The organism is Halomonas sp. S3-1-1, from assembly GCF_023757625.1.
Taxonomy (GTDB): Bacteria; Pseudomonadota; Gammaproteobacteria; order Pseudomonadales; family Halomonadaceae; genus Vreelandella.
The window spans coordinates 844,827-860,982 of sequence record NZ_JALGBZ010000002.1 but is presented as its reverse complement, the minus strand read 5'-3'; the positions used below and the strand labels follow the sequence as shown (position 1 = coordinate 860,982).

Below are 16,156 nucleotides of genomic sequence, written 5' to 3'. Positions count from 1 at the left end.
TCGACTTTTCATATTCGCCCCGAACGGAGCTTTTGGGTCATGCATAATCAAACCGTAACCCAGCTGGCGGCCGCCTTGAAAAGCGGCGAGCTCTCGAGCCGAGAGATCACCGCCCACTATCTACAGCGGATCGAGCGGCTCGACGGCAAGCTCAACAGCTTTATCAGCGTGACCGCCGAGCAGGCGCTAAACGGCGCCGAGGCTGCGGACAAGGCGCGCGCCGCGGGCGACACCCACGCGCTTGCCGGTATTCCGCTGGCGCTCAAGGACATCTTCTGCACGAAAGGCGTGAAAACCAGCTGCGGCTCGAAAATGCTGGATAACTTCGAAGCGCCTTACGATGCGACCGTGGTCGAGAAACTCAGCGCCGCGCACACCGTAAGCCTCGGCAAGACCAATATGGATGAGTTCGCCATGGGCTCTTCCAACGAGAACAGCCATTACGGCCCGGTGAAGAACCCCTGGGATTTAACGGCCGTGCCCGGCGGAAGCTCCGGCGGCAGCGCGGCGGCGGTCGCGGCAGGGCTGGTACCGGCCGCGCTCGGCACCGACACCGGCGGCTCGATTCGCCAGCCCGCAGCGTTTTGCGGCATTACCGGCCTCAAGCCCACCTACGGGCGCGTTTCGCGCTTTGGCATGATCGCTTACGCCTCGAGCCTCGATCAGGCCGGCCCCATGGCGCGCTCGGCCTCCGACTGCGCGCATCTTTTAAACGTCATCGCCGGCCACGACGTGCGCGACTCCACCTGCGCCACCCGCGGCGTGCCGGACTACACCGAGCAGCTCAATGCGCCGCTTTCCGGGCTCAAGATCGGCTTGCCGAAGGAGTATTTTGGCGAGGGCCTGAACGCCGACGTCGAGCGCGCGGTGCGCGAGGCGGTGAAGGTGTACGAGTCACTGGGTGCTACCGTGCGCGAGGTGAGCCTGCCGCACACCCACTACGCCATTCCCGCCTACTACGTCATCGCCCCGGCAGAAGCCTCGTCGAATCTGTCGCGCTATGACGGCGTGCGCTTTGGCCACCGCTGCGAGGATCCGAAGGATCTGATCGATCTCTATACCCGCACCCGCGCCGAAGGCTTCGGTGAAGAGGTGAAGCGGCGCATTCTGATCGGCACCCATACGCTCTCGGAAGGCTTTTTCGACGCCTACTACATCAAGGCGCAGAAAGTTCGCCGCCTGATCCGTCAGGATTTCCTCGATGCGTTTGAAGACGTCGACGTGTTGATGGGCCCGGCCGCGCCGACCACCGCGTTTGACCTGGGCGCGAAAAAGGACCCGGTGTCGATGTATCTGCAGGACATCTACACCATCGCCGTCAACCTGGCCGGCATTCCCGGCATGAGCGTGCCGGCAGGCTTCGTCGACGGCCGCCCGGTCGGGCTTCAGATTCTTGGTACCCACTTCGCCGAGGCGCAGCTTTTGAACGTGGCCCACCAGTTCCAGCAGGCCACCGACTGGCACCTTCAACGTCCCGCACTCGCCGAGGAGAACGCCTAATGCAATGGGAAACCGTCATCGGGCTGGAGGTTCACGTTCAGCTCGCCACCCGCTCCAAGATCTTCTCCGGGGCGTCGACCGCGTTCGGCAGTGAACCCAACACCCAGGCAAGCGCGGTGGATTTGGGCCTGCCCGGCTCGCTTCCCGTGCTCAACGAGCAGGCCGTGGCGATGGCCGTTCAGTTCGGCCTGGCCGTGCACGCCGGCATTCCCGAAGTGTCGGTGTTCGATCGCAAGAACTACTTCTACCCGGACCTGCCCAAGGGTTACCAGACCAGCCAGATGTATCACCCCATCGTGGGCCCGGGCGAGGTCGAGATCACCCTGGATGACGAGGTGACCAAGCGCATCCGCATCCACCACGCGCACCTGGAAGAGGACGCGGGCAAGTCGCTGCACGAAGATTTCCAGGGCATGACCGGCATCGACCTGAACCGCGCCGGTACTCCGCTTTTGGAGATCGTCTCCGAGCCGGACATGCGCAGCGCCAGGGAAGCCGCGGCCTATCTCAAGGCGATCCATTCGATCGTCACGTATCTCGGCATTTCCGATGGCAACATGGCGGAAGGCTCGATGCGCTGCGACGTCAACGTCTCCGTACGGCCCAAGGGTCAGGAGGCGTTTGGCACCCGCGCCGAGATCAAGAACGTCAACTCGTTCCGCTTCGTCGAGCGCGCCATCGCCTTCGAGGTCGAGCGCCAGATCGAGCTGATCGAGGACGGCGGCGAGGTCGTGCAGGAGACGCGCCTGTTCGACCCGGAGCGTGACGAGACGCGCAGCATGCGGACCAAAGAGGAAGCCAACGACTACCGCTACTTCCCCTGCCCGGATCTATTACCGGTGGTGCTCGACCAAGCGTATCTCGACCACCTGAAAGGCCAGCTGCCGGAACTGCCCGCGGACAAGCGCGCGCGTTTTCAAAACGAGCTGGGGCTTTCCGCGTACGACGCCAACGTGCTCTCGGCGAGCCGCGAAATGGCGGAGTTTTTCGAAGAAGCCCATCAGGTCTGCGGTGATGCCAAGCAGGCGGCCAACTGGGTTCAGGGCGAACTCTCCGGGGCTCTCAATCGGGAAAACCTGGGCGTTGTGCAAAGCCCGGTGTCGGCGCAGCAGCTGGGTCAGCTCATCAAACGCGTGGTCGACGGCACGATCAACGGCAAGGCCGCCAAGGAGGTCTTCCAGGCGCTGTGGAACGGCCAAGGGCGCGACGCCGACGAGGTGATCGAAGCCAAGGGCCTGAAGCAGGTGACCGATACCGGCGCCATCGAGGCGATGATCGACGAAGTGATCGCTGAGAACCCGGCCCAGGTCGCCCAATACCGCGACGCGGAGCCGGATAAGCGCGGCAAGATGATCGGCTACTTCGTCGGTCAGGTGATGAAGGCTTCGCGCGGTACCGCCAACCCGCAGCAGGTCAACGGTCTGCTAAAAGAGAAGCTCGACGCGCTGCGTTGATCCTTTTTGCGCGGCAAATGCGTAACGCTAAAACGGCGGCCCTCGGGCCGCCGTTTTGGTCTCTGGCGCTGCCGCGCTAAAGCTGGGCAGGCTCAATCAAGCGAATAAGCCTTGCAAGCCCCGCCGCCCATACCGGCGCCTCGAGCTCGGCGAGTGCGCCGGTGGCAAAGCCGGGGCCGCGGGTTTCGCGCCCCTCGATTAGATAGCCGCACAGCGCACCGACCAGCGGCATGTGGCTCACGAGCATGATCGTCTCGCCTTCCGGTTGCGCCAGCAGCCAGTCGCTTACCGCCCGCGGCGCATCGTCGGGCGTGATGTTTGATAATGTTTCGACCGGCACGCCGAGCGCGTCGCTCACCGCGGCCGCGGTTTGCTGGGCGCGCCGGTAGGGGCTCGCGCAGAGCCTGACCGTGCCCAAATCGTTCTGAGCGGCGAGCCAGCCGGCCATGCGCGCCGCCTCCTGCTCGCCGCGCGCGGTCAGCGTGCGCGCGTGATCGACCCGCCCAACCCCCGCTTCGCCGTGGCGCATGATCAGAAGGCGGCTATCACCGGCCATGGTCGCCTCCGGTTTCGCTATGGGCCTGATGGACGGCCTCGCGGGGCAGCACGAACTCCACGTCGCTGCTGTGTTCGTTCATCATCAGCATGCCGGCCATCTCCTTGGGCGCCACGCCTTCGAACAGCACCCGGTTGAGCCCTTCGGCAAGCGGCATGTAGACGTTCATCTCCCGCGCCTTGTCGCGCACGAGCCTGACCGTGTTGACGCCTTCCGCTACCTGGCCCAGCGCGTCGATCGCCTCCTGTAGCGTGCGCCCTTCGCCCATGGCAAAGCCCACGCGGTAGTTGCGCGAAAGCTTCGACGAGCAGGTCACGATCAGATCACCAACGCCGGCCAGGCCCAGAAAGGTCATCGGGTTCGCCCCCTGGGCGACGGCGAAGCGGCCCATTTCCGCCAGCGCCCGTGTCATCAGCATGCTGCGGGTATTCTCGCCCATGCCAAGCGCAGCCGCCATCCCGGCAGAAATGGCGTAAATGTTTTTCAGCGCCCCGCCAAGCTCCACACCGTGGCGGTCGTTGCTGGCGTAAACGCGAAAGTAGCTGCAGCCCAGCAATTGCTGAACGCGGGTGCGGGTCTGCGGGTCCTGGCTTGCCACCACGGTGGCGGTCAGCTGCTTGTCGGCAATTTCCGAGGCAAGATTGGGGCCGGCGATCACGCCGACATGACCGGAGCCGGTCTCCTCCTCCAGCACTTGGCTCATTAGCAGAAAGCTTTCCTGCTCGATGCCCTTGGTGGTGCTGACGAGGATTTGCTCTTTTTTGAGCCACGGTTTGGCCTGGCGAACGACCTGGCGAAAGGCGCTGGAGGGAATGGCGACCAGCACCAGCGCCGCGCCTTCGACCGTTTCACGAATGTTGGTCGAGGCGGTGACCGCCTCGTTGATCGCGTAGTCGGGCAGGTAGCGCCCGTTTCGGTGCTCGGTGTTGATCTGCTCGACCAGCGCCGCGTCGCGCATCCACTGACACACGCGGGCACCGTTGTCGGCGGCGATACTGGCAAGCGCGGTGCCGAAGCTTCCGCCGCCGAGCACCGCAACCTTGATCTGCTCCAAAGCCATGACGTTGTCCTACTCTTTCGGGCGATCCGGCTACTTTATCACTTATCACTTTGACCGGGACGTTGGATAACGGCCTGTTTTCAACCGCTAAAAAAAACGGCCCGCCAAAAGGCGGGCCGCGTTACGCGAAAGCCGATCAGGCGGTAAGAACGCTGTTCAACCGCTTGACGTAGGCTGCCGGGTCATCAAGATGGCCGCCTTCGGCGATGATCGCCTGGTCGAGTAGAATGTGCGCCAGCTGAGTGAACTGCTCGCCGTCGGCACCTTCCAGGCGCGCCACCAGGGCGTGATCCGGGTTGAGCTCGAGAATCGGCTTCACCTCGGGCATCGGCTGACCGGCGGCTTCCATGATGCGGCGCATCTGGTAGCCCATTTCGTGCTCCGGCAGCACCACGCAGGCCGGGGAGTCGGTCAGGCGGTGGGTGATCTTCACTTCCTGAACGCCGTCGCTCAGCGCTTCTTTCACCCGCTTGACCAGCTCCTCCTTCGACTTGGCGGTCTCTTCCTGAGCCTTCTTCTCCTCTTCGTCTTCCACATCGCCAAGATCGAGCTCGCCCTTGGCCACGTCGGCAAACGACTTGCCGTCGAACTCGGTCAAATGGCTCATCAGCCACTCGTCGATGCGATCGGATAGCAGCAGCACTTCGATGCCCTTCTTACGGAAGATTTCGAGGTGCGGGCTGTTCTTCGCCGCGTTGAAGCTATCGGCGACCACGTAGTAAATCTTCTGCTGGCCTTCCTTCATGCGCTCGATGTAGCCAGCCAGCGACTGATCCTGAGCGGCGGTATCGGTATGGGTCGAGGCGAAGCGCAGCAGTGCCGCGATGTTTTCACGGTTGGAGGGATCTTCGCCCGGGCCTTCCTTCAACACGCTGCCGAAGGTGTTCCAGAACGTCTGGTACTGCTCGCTGTCCTTGGAGAGCTTCTTGAGCATGTCCAGCGCGCGCTTGGTGAGTGCGCCCTTGATCTTCTCGACCTTCGGGTCCTGCTGAAGAATTTCACGCGACACGTTGAGCGACAGATCGCGGGTATCCAGCACGCCCTTGATGAAGCGCAGGTAGAGCGGCAAAAACTGCTCGGCGTCGTCCATGATGAACACGCGCTGCACGTATAGCTTCACGCCGCGGGCACCGTCGCGCTCGAACATGTCGAAAGGCGCACGGCCGGGCACGTATAGAAGGCTCGTGTACTCGAGCTTGCCTTCGACCTTGTTGTGGCTCCAGGTCAAGGGGTCGCTGAAATCGTGGGCAACGTGCTTGTAGAACGCCTTGTACTCGTCCTCACTCACCTCGGATTTCGGACGTACCCAAAGCGCCGTGGCTTCGTTGATGGTCTCCCAAGTCGTGACTTCGCTGCCTTCGATCTCGTTGCCTTCGTCGTCCTTGGCGGTTTCGACCTTGGGCATGCGCACCGGCACTTCGATATGGTCCGAGTACTTGCGCACCAGCCCTTTCAGGCGGTAGTCGTCGGCGTACTCCTTGGCATCCTCCTTGAGGTGCAGGGTAATTTCGGTGCCGTGGAAGTCGAGCTCGAGATCGGCAACGCTGAACTCGCCCTCGCCTTTGGAGCGCCACTCGACGCCTTCGCCTTTCTCGCTGCCCGCCTTGCGGGTGCGCACGACCACTTCATCGGCGACGATGAAACCGGAGTAGAAGCCAACGCCGAACTGGCCGATCAGCTTGGCGTCCTTTTGCTGCTCGCCGGTGAGCTGCTGCATGAACTCGGCGGTGCCGGAGCGAGCGATGGTACCCAGATTCGAGATCACGTCGTCGCGGTTCATGCCGATGCCGTTGTCGCGCAGCGTCACGGTGTTGGCGGCGGCGTCGTGCTCGATTTCGATACGCAGGTCGCTGTCGCCTTCGTATAGCGCGTCGCTGTCGAGCGCGGCGTAGCGAAGCTTGTCGCAGGCATCCGCGGCGTTGGAGATCAGCTCGCGGAGAAAGATCTCCCGGTTGGAGTACAGGGAGTTGATCATCAGGTTTAGAAGCTGTTTGACTTCCGTTTGAAAACCAAGCGTTTCTTCGTGGGTTGCCGTGCTCATGCGTAGCCCTCTATTGCCTGTTGCTGCGTTACCAATGCGCTCTGCTCAGCGCGAACGTTTATGTGAAGGTCAATATGGGGCCAGGCCGGATGATTTCAAGAACCCGCCGATACCGAACAAGGGCTAGGCGTCCACGGGCTCCGGGTCGCCGTACTTCCACGCCCGGTAGCCGATCAGGCGTCGGTCGATGCGATCCAGAAGCCAGCCGATGATCAGCGCGTCATCGACGACGCCGATGAGAAAGAGAAAATCCGGAATCAAATCGAAGGGCATGATCAGATAGCCAATCGCCAGCGCCATCATGCCAAACGCCGACCAGGGCACCGGGCGGTACCGGCCGCTTAGAACATCGCGGGTCATGGGGAAGAACAGTTTCAACGCCCGCGCGATACGCTTAAACGCCCCCACGCGGCCTTTCAAGCGTGCGAGCCACCACCCTTTCATCCATCGTGCCATGTGTATCCATCCCTGTTAAAAATGCAGATCAACGCGTCACGTCCTTTGATTGTAGGGGCAAGCGGCGCCGTTATGGTCCACTATAGACGCTCAATGCCCTAGCAGTCAGCGCCACCCGTTCAAAGAGAGGAAGCCATGCCGGTTTTGCGATTACGTTTTCGCCTTAAAGCGCTGGGCGTCGCCGCGCTCGTCGGTTTAGCCGCCCAGGGAGTTGCCACGCCGAGTCTGGCGGCAACGGACGCCCAAATGAGCGCGGCACTCAACGCCGCCCGCGAGCAGCAGTGGCAGCGCGTCGACGAACGCGCCATCGCCGGCCACGTGCTCGAAGGCTACGTCGAGTATCACCGCCTGCGCGGGCGCCTTCCCAACGTCTCCTCCGGCGAGGTGCAGGCTTTTCTCCAGCGCTACAGCGATTCGCCGCTGTCCGAGTGGATGCGCGGCCAGGCGATCGCCAACTACGGCTACGCCGGGCGCTACAACGACCTGCTGGCTATCGCCGATGGCGTGCCCGACGGCACCGCCCGCCAGTGCTATTACTACACGGCGCTGCTGGACCGGGCGCCGATGGAAGCGCGCGCCGCGGGGCTCGATCTCTGGCGCACCGGCAGTTCCCAGCCCGACGCCTGCGACACGCTCTTCAATCGCCTGCGCGCCGATGGCACCATCGATGACCAGGCGGTATGGGAGCGCAAGATGCTGGCGTGGCAGGCTGGCGATATCGGGCTCTCGAACTATCTCAACGGCCTGCTCGGCGGGCAGTGGCAAAGCGCTATCGACACCGTGGAGGCTACCAACCGCAGCGCCTCGATGATCGCTCAGGCGCCGGCGTGCCTGGGGCCGCAGTGCGCCGGGAGCGCGGCGTTCTATCAGGCCGGCATGCAGCGCTATGTTCAGGAAAACACGCCCGCCGCGCTGAGCGCCTGGCAGAATTTATCGCCCCGGCTGGCGCTCGATAGCGAGGCGCAGCGCGTCATCGAAGAGGAGCTCGCCTTTTACGCGTTGGTTCGAAGCGTGCCCGGCGCGCTTGGCTGGGTGGACAGCGTGTTGCCGTCGCTTGGCAGCGAGCGGGTGCTCGAGCTTCGCGTGCGCCGCGCGCTCGAGGATCGCCAGTGGCAGGACGTCATGCGCTGGATCGCCCAGATGCCACCGACCCAGCAGGAGAGCAGCCGCTGGCAGTACTGGCTGGCCCGGGCCAACGAGCAGCTGGGTAATCGTGATGCCGCCGAGGCGCGCTATCGCGAGGCAGCCCTGGATCGCAGCTTTTACGGCTTCGCCGCCGCGGAAAAGCTCGGCATTCCCTACCGGCTGAACAACGAGATCAGCTACTTCGACGAGGTTTCGCGCGAGCGCACCGCAAACCTTCCGGTGGTACAGCGCACCGAGGCGCTGCTGCGCATCGGCGAAGACGGGCTGGCCAACAGCGAGTGGCTTTACGCGGCGCGCACATCGACGCCGCTGGAGGCCCGGGCGCTGGCGGACTACGCCGCCCAGCGTCAGTGGTACGCGCGGCTGGTGCAAACCACCATCGCCGGGGAAATGTGGGACGCGCTGGACTGGCGCTTCCCGCCGGCTTACCGCGAAAGTTTCATGCGCTGGGGCAACCAGAACGGGGTCGACCCTTACCTGCTGATGGCGATCACCCGCCGGGAAAGCGCCTACAACCCGGTGGCGCTCTCGCCCGCCGGCGCTCGCGGCTTGATGCAGCTGATGCCGGGCACCGCCGCCCAGGTAGCCCGCCAGCTCGGCCTTGCCGACCCGGGGCCTTATGGCGTGCTCGACCCGGAGCTCAATATTCGCCTGGGAAGCACCTATATTCGCGAGAAGCTCGACCGCTACCGCGGTAACCGCTTGGCAGCGACGGCGGCCTACAATGCAGGCCCCGGCCGGGTCGATCAGTGGCTGGGCAGCGGCGTGGAGTCATTCGACCTGTTCGTTGAGAGCATTCCGTTTCGCGAAACCCGCGACTACGTTCAGGCGGTGCTGAGCTACCGGGTGATTTTCGAAAGCCTGGCCCGGGGCGGCGACAGCCAGGGCGTGACGCTCTTGAGCGATAACGAGCAACAGATGCGCTACGACCGCGCCTTGCTAACGCTTCGCTAACCGCACCTTTCCCCGTTCTTCAGCGCCCGGTTAGACCGGGCGCTGCTCGAGCGCCAGGCGCAGGCCGAAAACCACCAGCACTGCCCCGGTCGTGGCATTGAGCACCCGCGCAAAACGGGCGCTGGCCAATAGCCGCCCAGCACTTCCCACCAGCAGCACCACGCCAATTTGCCAGACGTTCGCAATCACGAAATGCACGCCGGCGAGCCACAGCGACTTTAAAAGCGCGGGCTCGGTGGGGGCGATGAACTGCGGCAAAAACGCCATATAGAACACCACCGTTTTGGGGTTGAGCACGTTGGACAAGAGCCCTTCGCGAATCGGCTTCCACAGCCCTACCTGCGAGTGCGGTGGCGAGCGCGGCTGATCAAACGCCCCGACGGGCAGCGCCACGCCGCGTTTTGCCGCCAGCAGGCTGCTGATACCCAGCCACACCAGATAACCGGCGCCGGCGAGCTTGAGCAGGTTGAACGCCATTGCGGACTGCAGCAGGATCAGCGAGATACCGAGCGCGGAAATCGTGGCGTGCACAAAAAGCCCGCAGCAGATCGCAAGGCTGGTGACGACGCCGTCGCGCACGCCGCCGCGGGCGGTATTGCGAATCACCAGCAGCGTGTCCACGCCGGGGGTGATCGAGAGCAGCGTGATCGCGATCAGAAAGGGAATGAACTGGGTATCCACCAGCGTAACAGGGCTCATAAAGCGGCGCTCTTTGCGTTAAAAGAATCCTTGCGTCGTCACTGGACGACCCGTTTTTTTACTTCTACAGTAATTTTTGTAGGCTCTAAAGAAGCCTATCTAATTATTAAAAGCTCGTTAAGGAAACGAAAGATGGCAACTGGTACCGTCAAGTGGTTCAACGACACGAAAGGTTATGGCTTCATCTCCCCGGATGACGGCGGTGACGACCTTTTCGCACACTTCTCAGAAATTCAGGCTGAAGGCTTCAAGACCCTGCAGGACGGTCAAAAAGTCACTTTTGAAGTCACGCAAGGTAAAAAAGGCCTTCAGGCTTCCAACATTCGCGTTTCCTGATCGGCGCGCGAAGAGAAAGGCCCGCTCTTGCGGGCCTTTTTATTGCCTAAACATCGGTTCATGAGCCGCCGCATCACTGCGCGGCGCTTGGCTCTTCAAGCTCGCTTTCGCGCTCGTCACCTTCCGCCTCGGCGTCGTTTGTTTCTCCATCGTCCATTTCGTCGGCTTCATTTGATTCCAGCGCGCCGGGCTGTTCTGTCGCCGCACTCGAGCCATTGTCGCCCTCTTCACTAGCGGGCTCGTCGTTCGACGCTCCGTCGCTGGCGGCGTCAGCCTCCTCGACGCTTTCGCCACCCGGCGCGGCGGCGGCTTCTTCGTTCTCGGCCGCAGTTTGCGTCGCCTCGGCGCCTTCGTCACTGGCAGGCGCTTGCGCCGTGTCGTCGCTTGACGCGTTCGAGTCACCCTGCTCTTCACCGGCGGCGTCCTGAACCGTAGTGCCACCCGGGGCCGCCGCGGCTTGTTCGGTTTGCGCCGCGGGGGTATCAGCACTGGCCTCAGTATTGGTTTCACCCGCGCCTGGCAGCTCAGTAGGTGCCGGCGCGTTCGCCTCGCGTTCGCTTGACGGGGCGGCGTCGCTTGACGCTTCGGCGCTGGCAGCGTCATCGCCGCCCGGGGCCGCCAATTGCTGAGTAGTCGCGGCCTGCTCGGGCTGGGCGGCATCGCTTGCCGACTCGCTCGAAGACGCGGCATCGGCGTTGGTGCTCTCTGCCCCGTCGCTCATCGGGGCATTGGATGACGAATCGACATCCGGATCGGAAGCCTCGCCTTGAGTCGCGCTTTGCTGCGCGGCGGGTCGGTCGTCGTCATCGTTATCGTCGCCGCCGCGGTTGGTGATGAGCGCGGTAGCTACCGCCGCGGCGCCGGCGATCGCTGCGGTGCTGAGCATCGAGTTGCCGCTACCCGGCTGGCGGGCGCTACTGCCCAACGTTGGGGCGCTCGTTGCGCCGGCGCTGCGCTCGCGCTCCATCTCCTGAAACTGCTCGTTCAGGCGCTGCTGCGCCTCTTCGAAACGCCGCTCGGTATCTTCGATCATGGCATCGACATCGGTCGCATCCAGGTTTTCGCCCTGGCGCTCGCTTTCGGACAGGCTGCTGTCGATTTCCCAGTCGCTGGAGAAGCTTTCGCTCTCCATGGGCTCGAGTTCCGGCGTTTGGTTTTCCACTTCCTGGAACTGCTGCTCGAGCTGGCGCTGAGCCTCCTCGAAGCGGCGCTCGGTTTCGGCGATCACCTCGTCGACATCGGAGCGGGTAGTTTCACCGGGCATGGCGCTCTCTTCGTTGAGCGCCTCTTCCGGGTCAGCGGCCAGGGTATCCTCGCCGGCCTGCACCTCTTCGCCAACCGTTGGCTCGGCGCCTTCGGCGTCGAGCGCCTCGGCCTGTTCGAGCTCCTCGGCGGCCTGGCGCGCCTCGACGTCGTCCTCCATTTCGCCGGGGTCGGGCATGTTGGCGGCGTTCTCGGCGGCCTGGGGTGCCTCTTCGTTGTCGATGACCTCGTCATCGGAGACGGCGCTATCCGTCGATTCCGGCTCGACGGTCGGCTCTTCCTGGCTATCACCGCAGGCGCTCAGCACGAGCGCCAAACTTGCCAGCAGCGGAATCCACAAGCGATTTACCATCGGGCTACTCTCCTTTGGTGGCCATGCGTGATGGCGCTATTGATAGGCTCAATATGGGTTATCAGGGGTGATCGTTGGCGGCCAGCAATGTGCAGCCCTCGGGTAACAAAACGCTTAGCGCCAACGGCACGACCTCGACACTAAAGCGCTCGTGGTGACGGGCCTCGCCGTCCAGCGTCAGCGGCCAAGGCGCATCGTCGGCTTTGGTCGTGACCGAGAGTTTCGTCGCGGTGAAGTAGCGCACGTAGCGCCCTTCGGCAGGAAAGTTCTGCAGCTCACCGATTAGCGTGGGCAGCTCCCATACCGACGAAAAATCCTTAACCAGCAGCACGTCGAGGCGGCCGTCGTCGAGCCTGGCGCGTGGAGCCAACACCTGGCCACCGCCGGACTGTCGGCCGTTGCCCAGCGCCAACAGTAGAAGCGACTCGCTCTGCTCGTGCTCCTGCCAGTGGAGCGTGCCGCGATAGCTCTGGTGGCGCCAGGCCTTGAGCGCTCCCATCAGCGAGTAGGCGCCGCCGCCGAGCATACGCTTGAGCATCTTGGGCGTGGTCGAGGTGATTTCGGCGCCGAAGCCGCCGGTGGTCATATTGATATAGTAGCTGACCTCCGCCTCGCTGCCCTGGCCGGCGGTCATACGCACCACGTCGATCGGTGAGGCGTCAAAAGCGAGCGCTGCCGACAGCGCCGGGCCCGGCTCCAGCGGCAACCCCACGGAGGTGGCGAAGTCGTTGGCGCTGCCCATCGGCACAATGCCCAGCGCCGGGCGGCGGTCGTGAGCCACGCGCATCAGCCCGTTGACCACCTCGTTGACCGTACCGTCGCCGCCAGCGGCGATCACGTGGGTCATACCGTCTTCTACTGCTTTTTCGGCGAACTCGGCGGCGTCACCGCCTTCCCAGGTCGCGCGCACCGTGATCTCTTTTCCCGCCTTCCGCTCGGCTACGACCGCCTCGCGAAGCAACGGATCACCCGAGGATTTACCGTTCACGATCAGTAAGTAACGCTTTTGCGAGTCTGTCACCGGCGGTTTCCTTTCCATGGTTGGTTCGCCCTTTTAGGCCAGTGCCTTCTCCACCACTTCGAACACGTTGGAGGAGAGCGGCTCCCTGCTGATTCGTTTGAGCTCATCGCGCATTAGCACCTTGCGCGGCTCGTCGAAACGCTGCCAGCGCGTCAGCGGTGTGATCAAACGCGCGGCGATTTCCGGATTCAGGCGGTTGAGCTCGATGACCACGTCGGCCAAAAGCCGGTACCCCTGGCCGTCGAGACGGTGGAAGTTGATCCGGTTCTGGGTAAACGCGCCGATCAGCGCGCGCACCTTGTTGGGATTTTTGATCGAAAACGCCGGGTGGTCCATCAAATAACGTACGCGATCGAGCACATCGGGCTGCGGGCGCGTGACCTGCACCGTGAACCACTGATCCATTACCAGCGAATCGTGCGCCCACTGCTCGCCGAATGTCTTGAGCGCCGGTGTCGTCAAATCGTCGCGGTCGCTGTGTACCAAAAGCGTCAGCGCTTGGCGCACGTCGGTCATGTTAAGCCCCGCCTCGAACTGCGCCTGGCAGAGCTTCACGCCCTTCTCATCCTCGATCGACATCAGGTAGGCAAGCGCTACGTTTTTCAGACTGCGCGTGGCAATCTGCTCCGGCGTCGGCGCGTAGGGCTCGTCCTGGGTGTTCGCTTCATAGGTGGCGATGAACTCGTCACGAAGCGCCAGCGCCAGCGACTGGCGCATGAATTCGCGGGCGTTATGGATGGCGTCGACATCGACGATGCGCTGCTGCTCGGCGATATAGGCTTCGGTAGGCAGCGTGAGCATCTCGGCCAGTACCGCCTTGTCGTTCTGCTCCTCGGTCAACAGCGCGCGAAACGCCTCGACCACCCGCGTATCCATGACCTTTTCGACACCGTTTCGGTGCGCGGCGATCAGGTCGTCCAGCGCCAACATCGACAGGCGCTGGCCGGCATCCCAGCGGTTGAAGCCGTCGCTGTCGTGGGTCAGTAAGAACGCCAGATCCTCGCGGGAGTACGGGTAGTGCAGCGTGACCGGTGCGGAGAAGTTGCGTAAAAGCGACGGCACCGGCGCCTCGGCCACGTGTTCAAACACGAACGTCTGCTCGTCTTCGGTCAGATGCACCACGCCCTGCTTGCCAAGCGACTCGCCGTCAAGGGTCAGCGTCAGATCCTGGCCGGATTTGGTGCCGACCAAGCCCATCAGCACCGGAATGTGCAGCGGCTGTTTATCGGTTTGGCCGGGAGTGGCCGGGGTGCGCTGGCGAAGCGTGAGGTGGTACTCGCCGTGAACGTAGTCGTACTCGCCGAACGCGTCGATCTCCGGCGTGCCCGCCTGGCCGTACCAGCGCATGAACTGCGAAAGATCCTGGCCGGAGACCTCGGCCATGCAGCCAACGAAGTCTTCGATGGTGGCGGCCTGGCCGTCGAAGCGCTCGAAGTAAAGATCCGAGCCTTGGCGAAACGCCTCTTCGCCGATCAGGTTACACAGCATGCGCACCACTTCCGCGCCCTTCTCGTAGATCGTCAGGGTGTAGAAATTGGTGATCTCGATATAGTGGTCCGGGCGCACCGGGTGGGCGGTGGGGCCGGCGTCCTCAGCGAACTGGGCGGTGCGGAAAAACGATACGTCCTGAATGCGCTTGACCGGCGCGGAGTTGGTGTCCGCGGAGAAGCACTGGTCGCGAAAGACGGTGAAACCCTCTTTGAGCGAGAGCTGAAACCAGTCGCGGCAGGTGACCCGGTTGCCGGACCAGTTGTGAAAGTACTCGTGGGCGACGATGCTTTCGACGGTTTGAAAGGTCGCGTCGGTAGCGGTATCCGGGTGGGTCAACACCGCCGCCGAGTTGAAGATATTGAGGCCCTTGTTCTCCATCGCGCCCATGTTGAAATCGTTCACCGCCACGATCATGAACAGATCCAGATCGTACTCGCGCCCGTAAGCCTGCTCGTCCCAGGCCATGGCGCGCTTCAGGGAGGCCATGGCGTGCTCGGTCTTGTTCAGGTTCTCCTCTTCCACCCAGATCTCAAGGGCGACTTCACGACCACTCAGAGTGGTGAAGGTATCGCTCACCTTGTGCAGGTCGCCGGCAACCAGCGCGAACAGATAGCAGGGCTTCGGGTGCGGGTCTTCCCAGACCGCGAAGTGGCGCCCCCCTTCACGCTGGCCTTTCTCGACCGGATTGCCGTTGGCGAGCAGCACCGGCTCGCGGGTTTCATCGCCGATTACGGTGACCTTGAACGTGGCCATGACGTCAGGGCGGTCCGGGTAGAAGGTAATTCGGCGAAAGCCCTGGGCTTCACACTGGGTGCAGTACATGCCGCTGGACTGGTAGAGCCCTTCCAGGGCGGTATTGCTTTGCGGGTCGATCTCGACCTCGCTTTGAAGACAAAACCGCGCCGGCACCTGGGGGATTGTGAGCGCCTTCTCAGTCAGCGCGTAATCGTCAGGCGCAAGGGCGCGGTCGTCGAGCGACAGCGATATCAGTTTGAGGTGTTCACCATCAAGCACCAGCGGCGCGCTTTCAGCGGCGGTGGCGCTTCGCTCAATGAAAAGGCGGGCTTTGACACGGGTAGCAGCAGGGTCAAGATCGAACGTCAGCTCGGTGTGGGTCACGCTGTAATCGGGCGGCTGGTAGTCGCTTAGATAAACCGGCTGCGGATCGGACATGTTGCATAGCTCCTTGCTTGGTCATATCGCTGTTTTTGGAACATCCAGTATAGACGAGACGCGCTTTTGTGTTGGCGCGGCCCGGTCGACCCGGACGCGAATCGATCGCACGGGTCGGGACTTACAAACCCTCTCTCTTGGATGTTAGTCGCGGAAGTTGTCGAACTGAAGCGGCAGGTCCGGGCCCTCTTCGCCACGCAACAGCGCCATGACGGCCTGCAGGTCGTCGCGCTTTTTACCGGTGACGCGCACTTTCTCGCCCTGTATTTGCGCCTGCACCTTGAGCTTGCTCGCCTTGATACGCTTGACGATATCCTTGGTTTGCGCCGCGTCCAAACCCTGCTTGAGCGCTACTTCCTGGCGCGCCTTGACGCCGGAGAGTACCGGGTCTTTCTCTTCCATGCAGCGGGCGTCGATGCCGCGGGCGATCAGGCGGGCGCGCAGTACGTCGAGCATCTGCTTGAGCTGGAAATCCACTTCGGCTTCCAGCGCCACGTTGTCGCCTTCCAAGGCAAAGCTTGCATCGACGCCCTTGAAGTCGAAGCGCGAGCCCACTTCGCGGTTGCCCTGATCCACCGCGTTGGCGGCTTCGTGGCGATCGAATTCGGAGACGATATCAAATGAAGGCATGGTGCGTTCCTTAACAAGAGGTTG

The 16,156-nt window shown here is 63.0% G+C and carries 13 protein-coding genes; 4 read left to right on the top strand and 9 right to left on the bottom strand.

Going from position 1 to position 16,156, the window contains the following annotated elements; all coding sequences use genetic code 11:
- Nucleotides 1-39 precede the first annotated feature (39 nt).
- Both gatA and gatB read left to right on the top strand, forming a co-directional pair.
- Nucleotides 40-1,500 (top strand): Asp-tRNA(Asn)/Glu-tRNA(Gln) amidotransferase subunit GatA, encoded by a 1,461-nt coding sequence (gene gatA, locus MQW23_RS08865; RefSeq protein WP_252107499.1) that lies wholly within the window; start codon nt 40-42, stop codon nt 1,498-1,500.
- Entirely contained in the window at nt 1,500-2,954 is a 1,455-nt protein-coding gene (gatB, locus tag MQW23_RS08860; protein ID WP_252107498.1) for an Asp-tRNA(Asn)/Glu-tRNA(Gln) amidotransferase subunit GatB, read from the top strand. The genes gatA and gatB overlap by 1 nt, the downstream gene beginning before the upstream one ends.
- Nucleotides 2,955-3,030: 76 nt before the next feature.
- Here the strand turns inward: gatB and sixA are convergent, their stop codons facing one another.
- The 4 genes from sixA to MQW23_RS08840 form a co-directional block, all read right to left on the bottom strand.
- Nucleotides 3,031-3,510 (bottom strand): phosphohistidine phosphatase SixA, encoded by a 480-nt coding sequence (sixA, locus tag MQW23_RS08855; RefSeq protein WP_252107497.1) that lies wholly within the window; start codon nt 3,508-3,510, stop codon nt 3,031-3,033.
- A complete protein-coding gene (locus MQW23_RS08850; RefSeq protein ID WP_252107496.1) occupies nt 3,500-4,570 on the bottom strand; it encodes an NAD(P)H-dependent glycerol-3-phosphate dehydrogenase in 1,071 nt (356 codons plus the stop codon). Before MQW23_RS08850 ends, sixA begins: the two co-directional genes overlap by 11 nt.
- 136 nt (nt 4,571-4,706) lie before the next feature.
- Complete coding sequence (gene htpG, locus MQW23_RS08845; RefSeq protein ID WP_252107495.1) at nt 4,707-6,611, bottom strand: molecular chaperone HtpG; 1,905 nt, start codon at nt 6,609-6,611, stop codon at nt 4,707-4,709.
- A gap of 123 nt (nt 6,612-6,734) precedes the next feature.
- Nucleotides 6,735-7,067 carry a YkvA family protein gene (locus MQW23_RS08840; protein ID WP_252107494.1) on the bottom strand — a complete coding sequence of 111 codons (333 nt, stop codon included), beginning with the start codon at nt 7,065-7,067 and terminating at the stop codon, nt 6,735-6,737.
- Nucleotides 7,068-7,202: 135 nt separating this feature from the next.
- Here MQW23_RS08840 and MQW23_RS08835 point away from each other — a divergent pair, with 135 nt between their 5' ends.
- Entirely contained in the window at nt 7,203-9,167 is a 1,965-nt protein-coding gene (locus tag MQW23_RS08835) for a transglycosylase SLT domain-containing protein (RefSeq protein WP_252107493.1), read from the top strand.
- Between the two features lie 30 nt (nt 9,168-9,197).
- Here the strand turns inward: MQW23_RS08835 and MQW23_RS08830 are convergent, their stop codons facing one another.
- Complete coding sequence (locus MQW23_RS08830) at nt 9,198-9,866, bottom strand: LysE family translocator (RefSeq protein ID WP_252107492.1); 669 nt, start codon at nt 9,864-9,866, stop codon at nt 9,198-9,200.
- A gap of 132 nt (nt 9,867-9,998) precedes the next feature.
- On the opposite strand from MQW23_RS08830, the gene MQW23_RS08825 reads away from it, so the two are divergent.
- On the top strand, nt 9,999-10,202 hold the full coding sequence (locus MQW23_RS08825) for a cold-shock protein (RefSeq protein ID WP_252107491.1): 204 nt from the start codon (nt 9,999-10,001) through the stop codon (nt 10,200-10,202).
- Nucleotides 10,203-10,275: 73 nt separating this feature from the next.
- On the opposite strand, the gene MQW23_RS08820 is transcribed toward MQW23_RS08825, so the two are convergent.
- The 4 genes from MQW23_RS08820 to MQW23_RS08805 all read right to left on the bottom strand — a co-directional run bounded on the left by MQW23_RS08820 (nt 10,276) and on the right by MQW23_RS08805 (nt 16,132).
- A complete protein-coding gene (locus MQW23_RS08820; protein WP_252107490.1) occupies nt 10,276-11,817 on the bottom strand; it encodes a hypothetical protein in 1,542 nt (513 codons plus the stop codon).
- A gap of 61 nt (nt 11,818-11,878) precedes the next feature.
- Nucleotides 11,879-12,838, bottom strand: coding sequence for a lipid kinase YegS (gene yegS / locus MQW23_RS08815; RefSeq protein WP_252107679.1), 960 nt, complete (start codon nt 12,836-12,838; stop codon nt 11,879-11,881).
- 33 nt (nt 12,839-12,871) lie between these two features.
- A complete protein-coding gene (gene pepN / locus MQW23_RS08810; RefSeq protein ID WP_252107489.1) occupies nt 12,872-15,502 on the bottom strand; it encodes an aminopeptidase N in 2,631 nt (876 codons plus the stop codon).
- A 144-nt stretch (nt 15,503-15,646) separates the two neighbouring features.
- On the bottom strand, nt 15,647-16,132 hold the full coding sequence (locus MQW23_RS08805; RefSeq protein WP_252107488.1) for a YajQ family cyclic di-GMP-binding protein: 486 nt from the start codon (nt 16,130-16,132) through the stop codon (nt 15,647-15,649).
- Nucleotides 16,133-16,156: the final 24 nt, after the last annotated feature.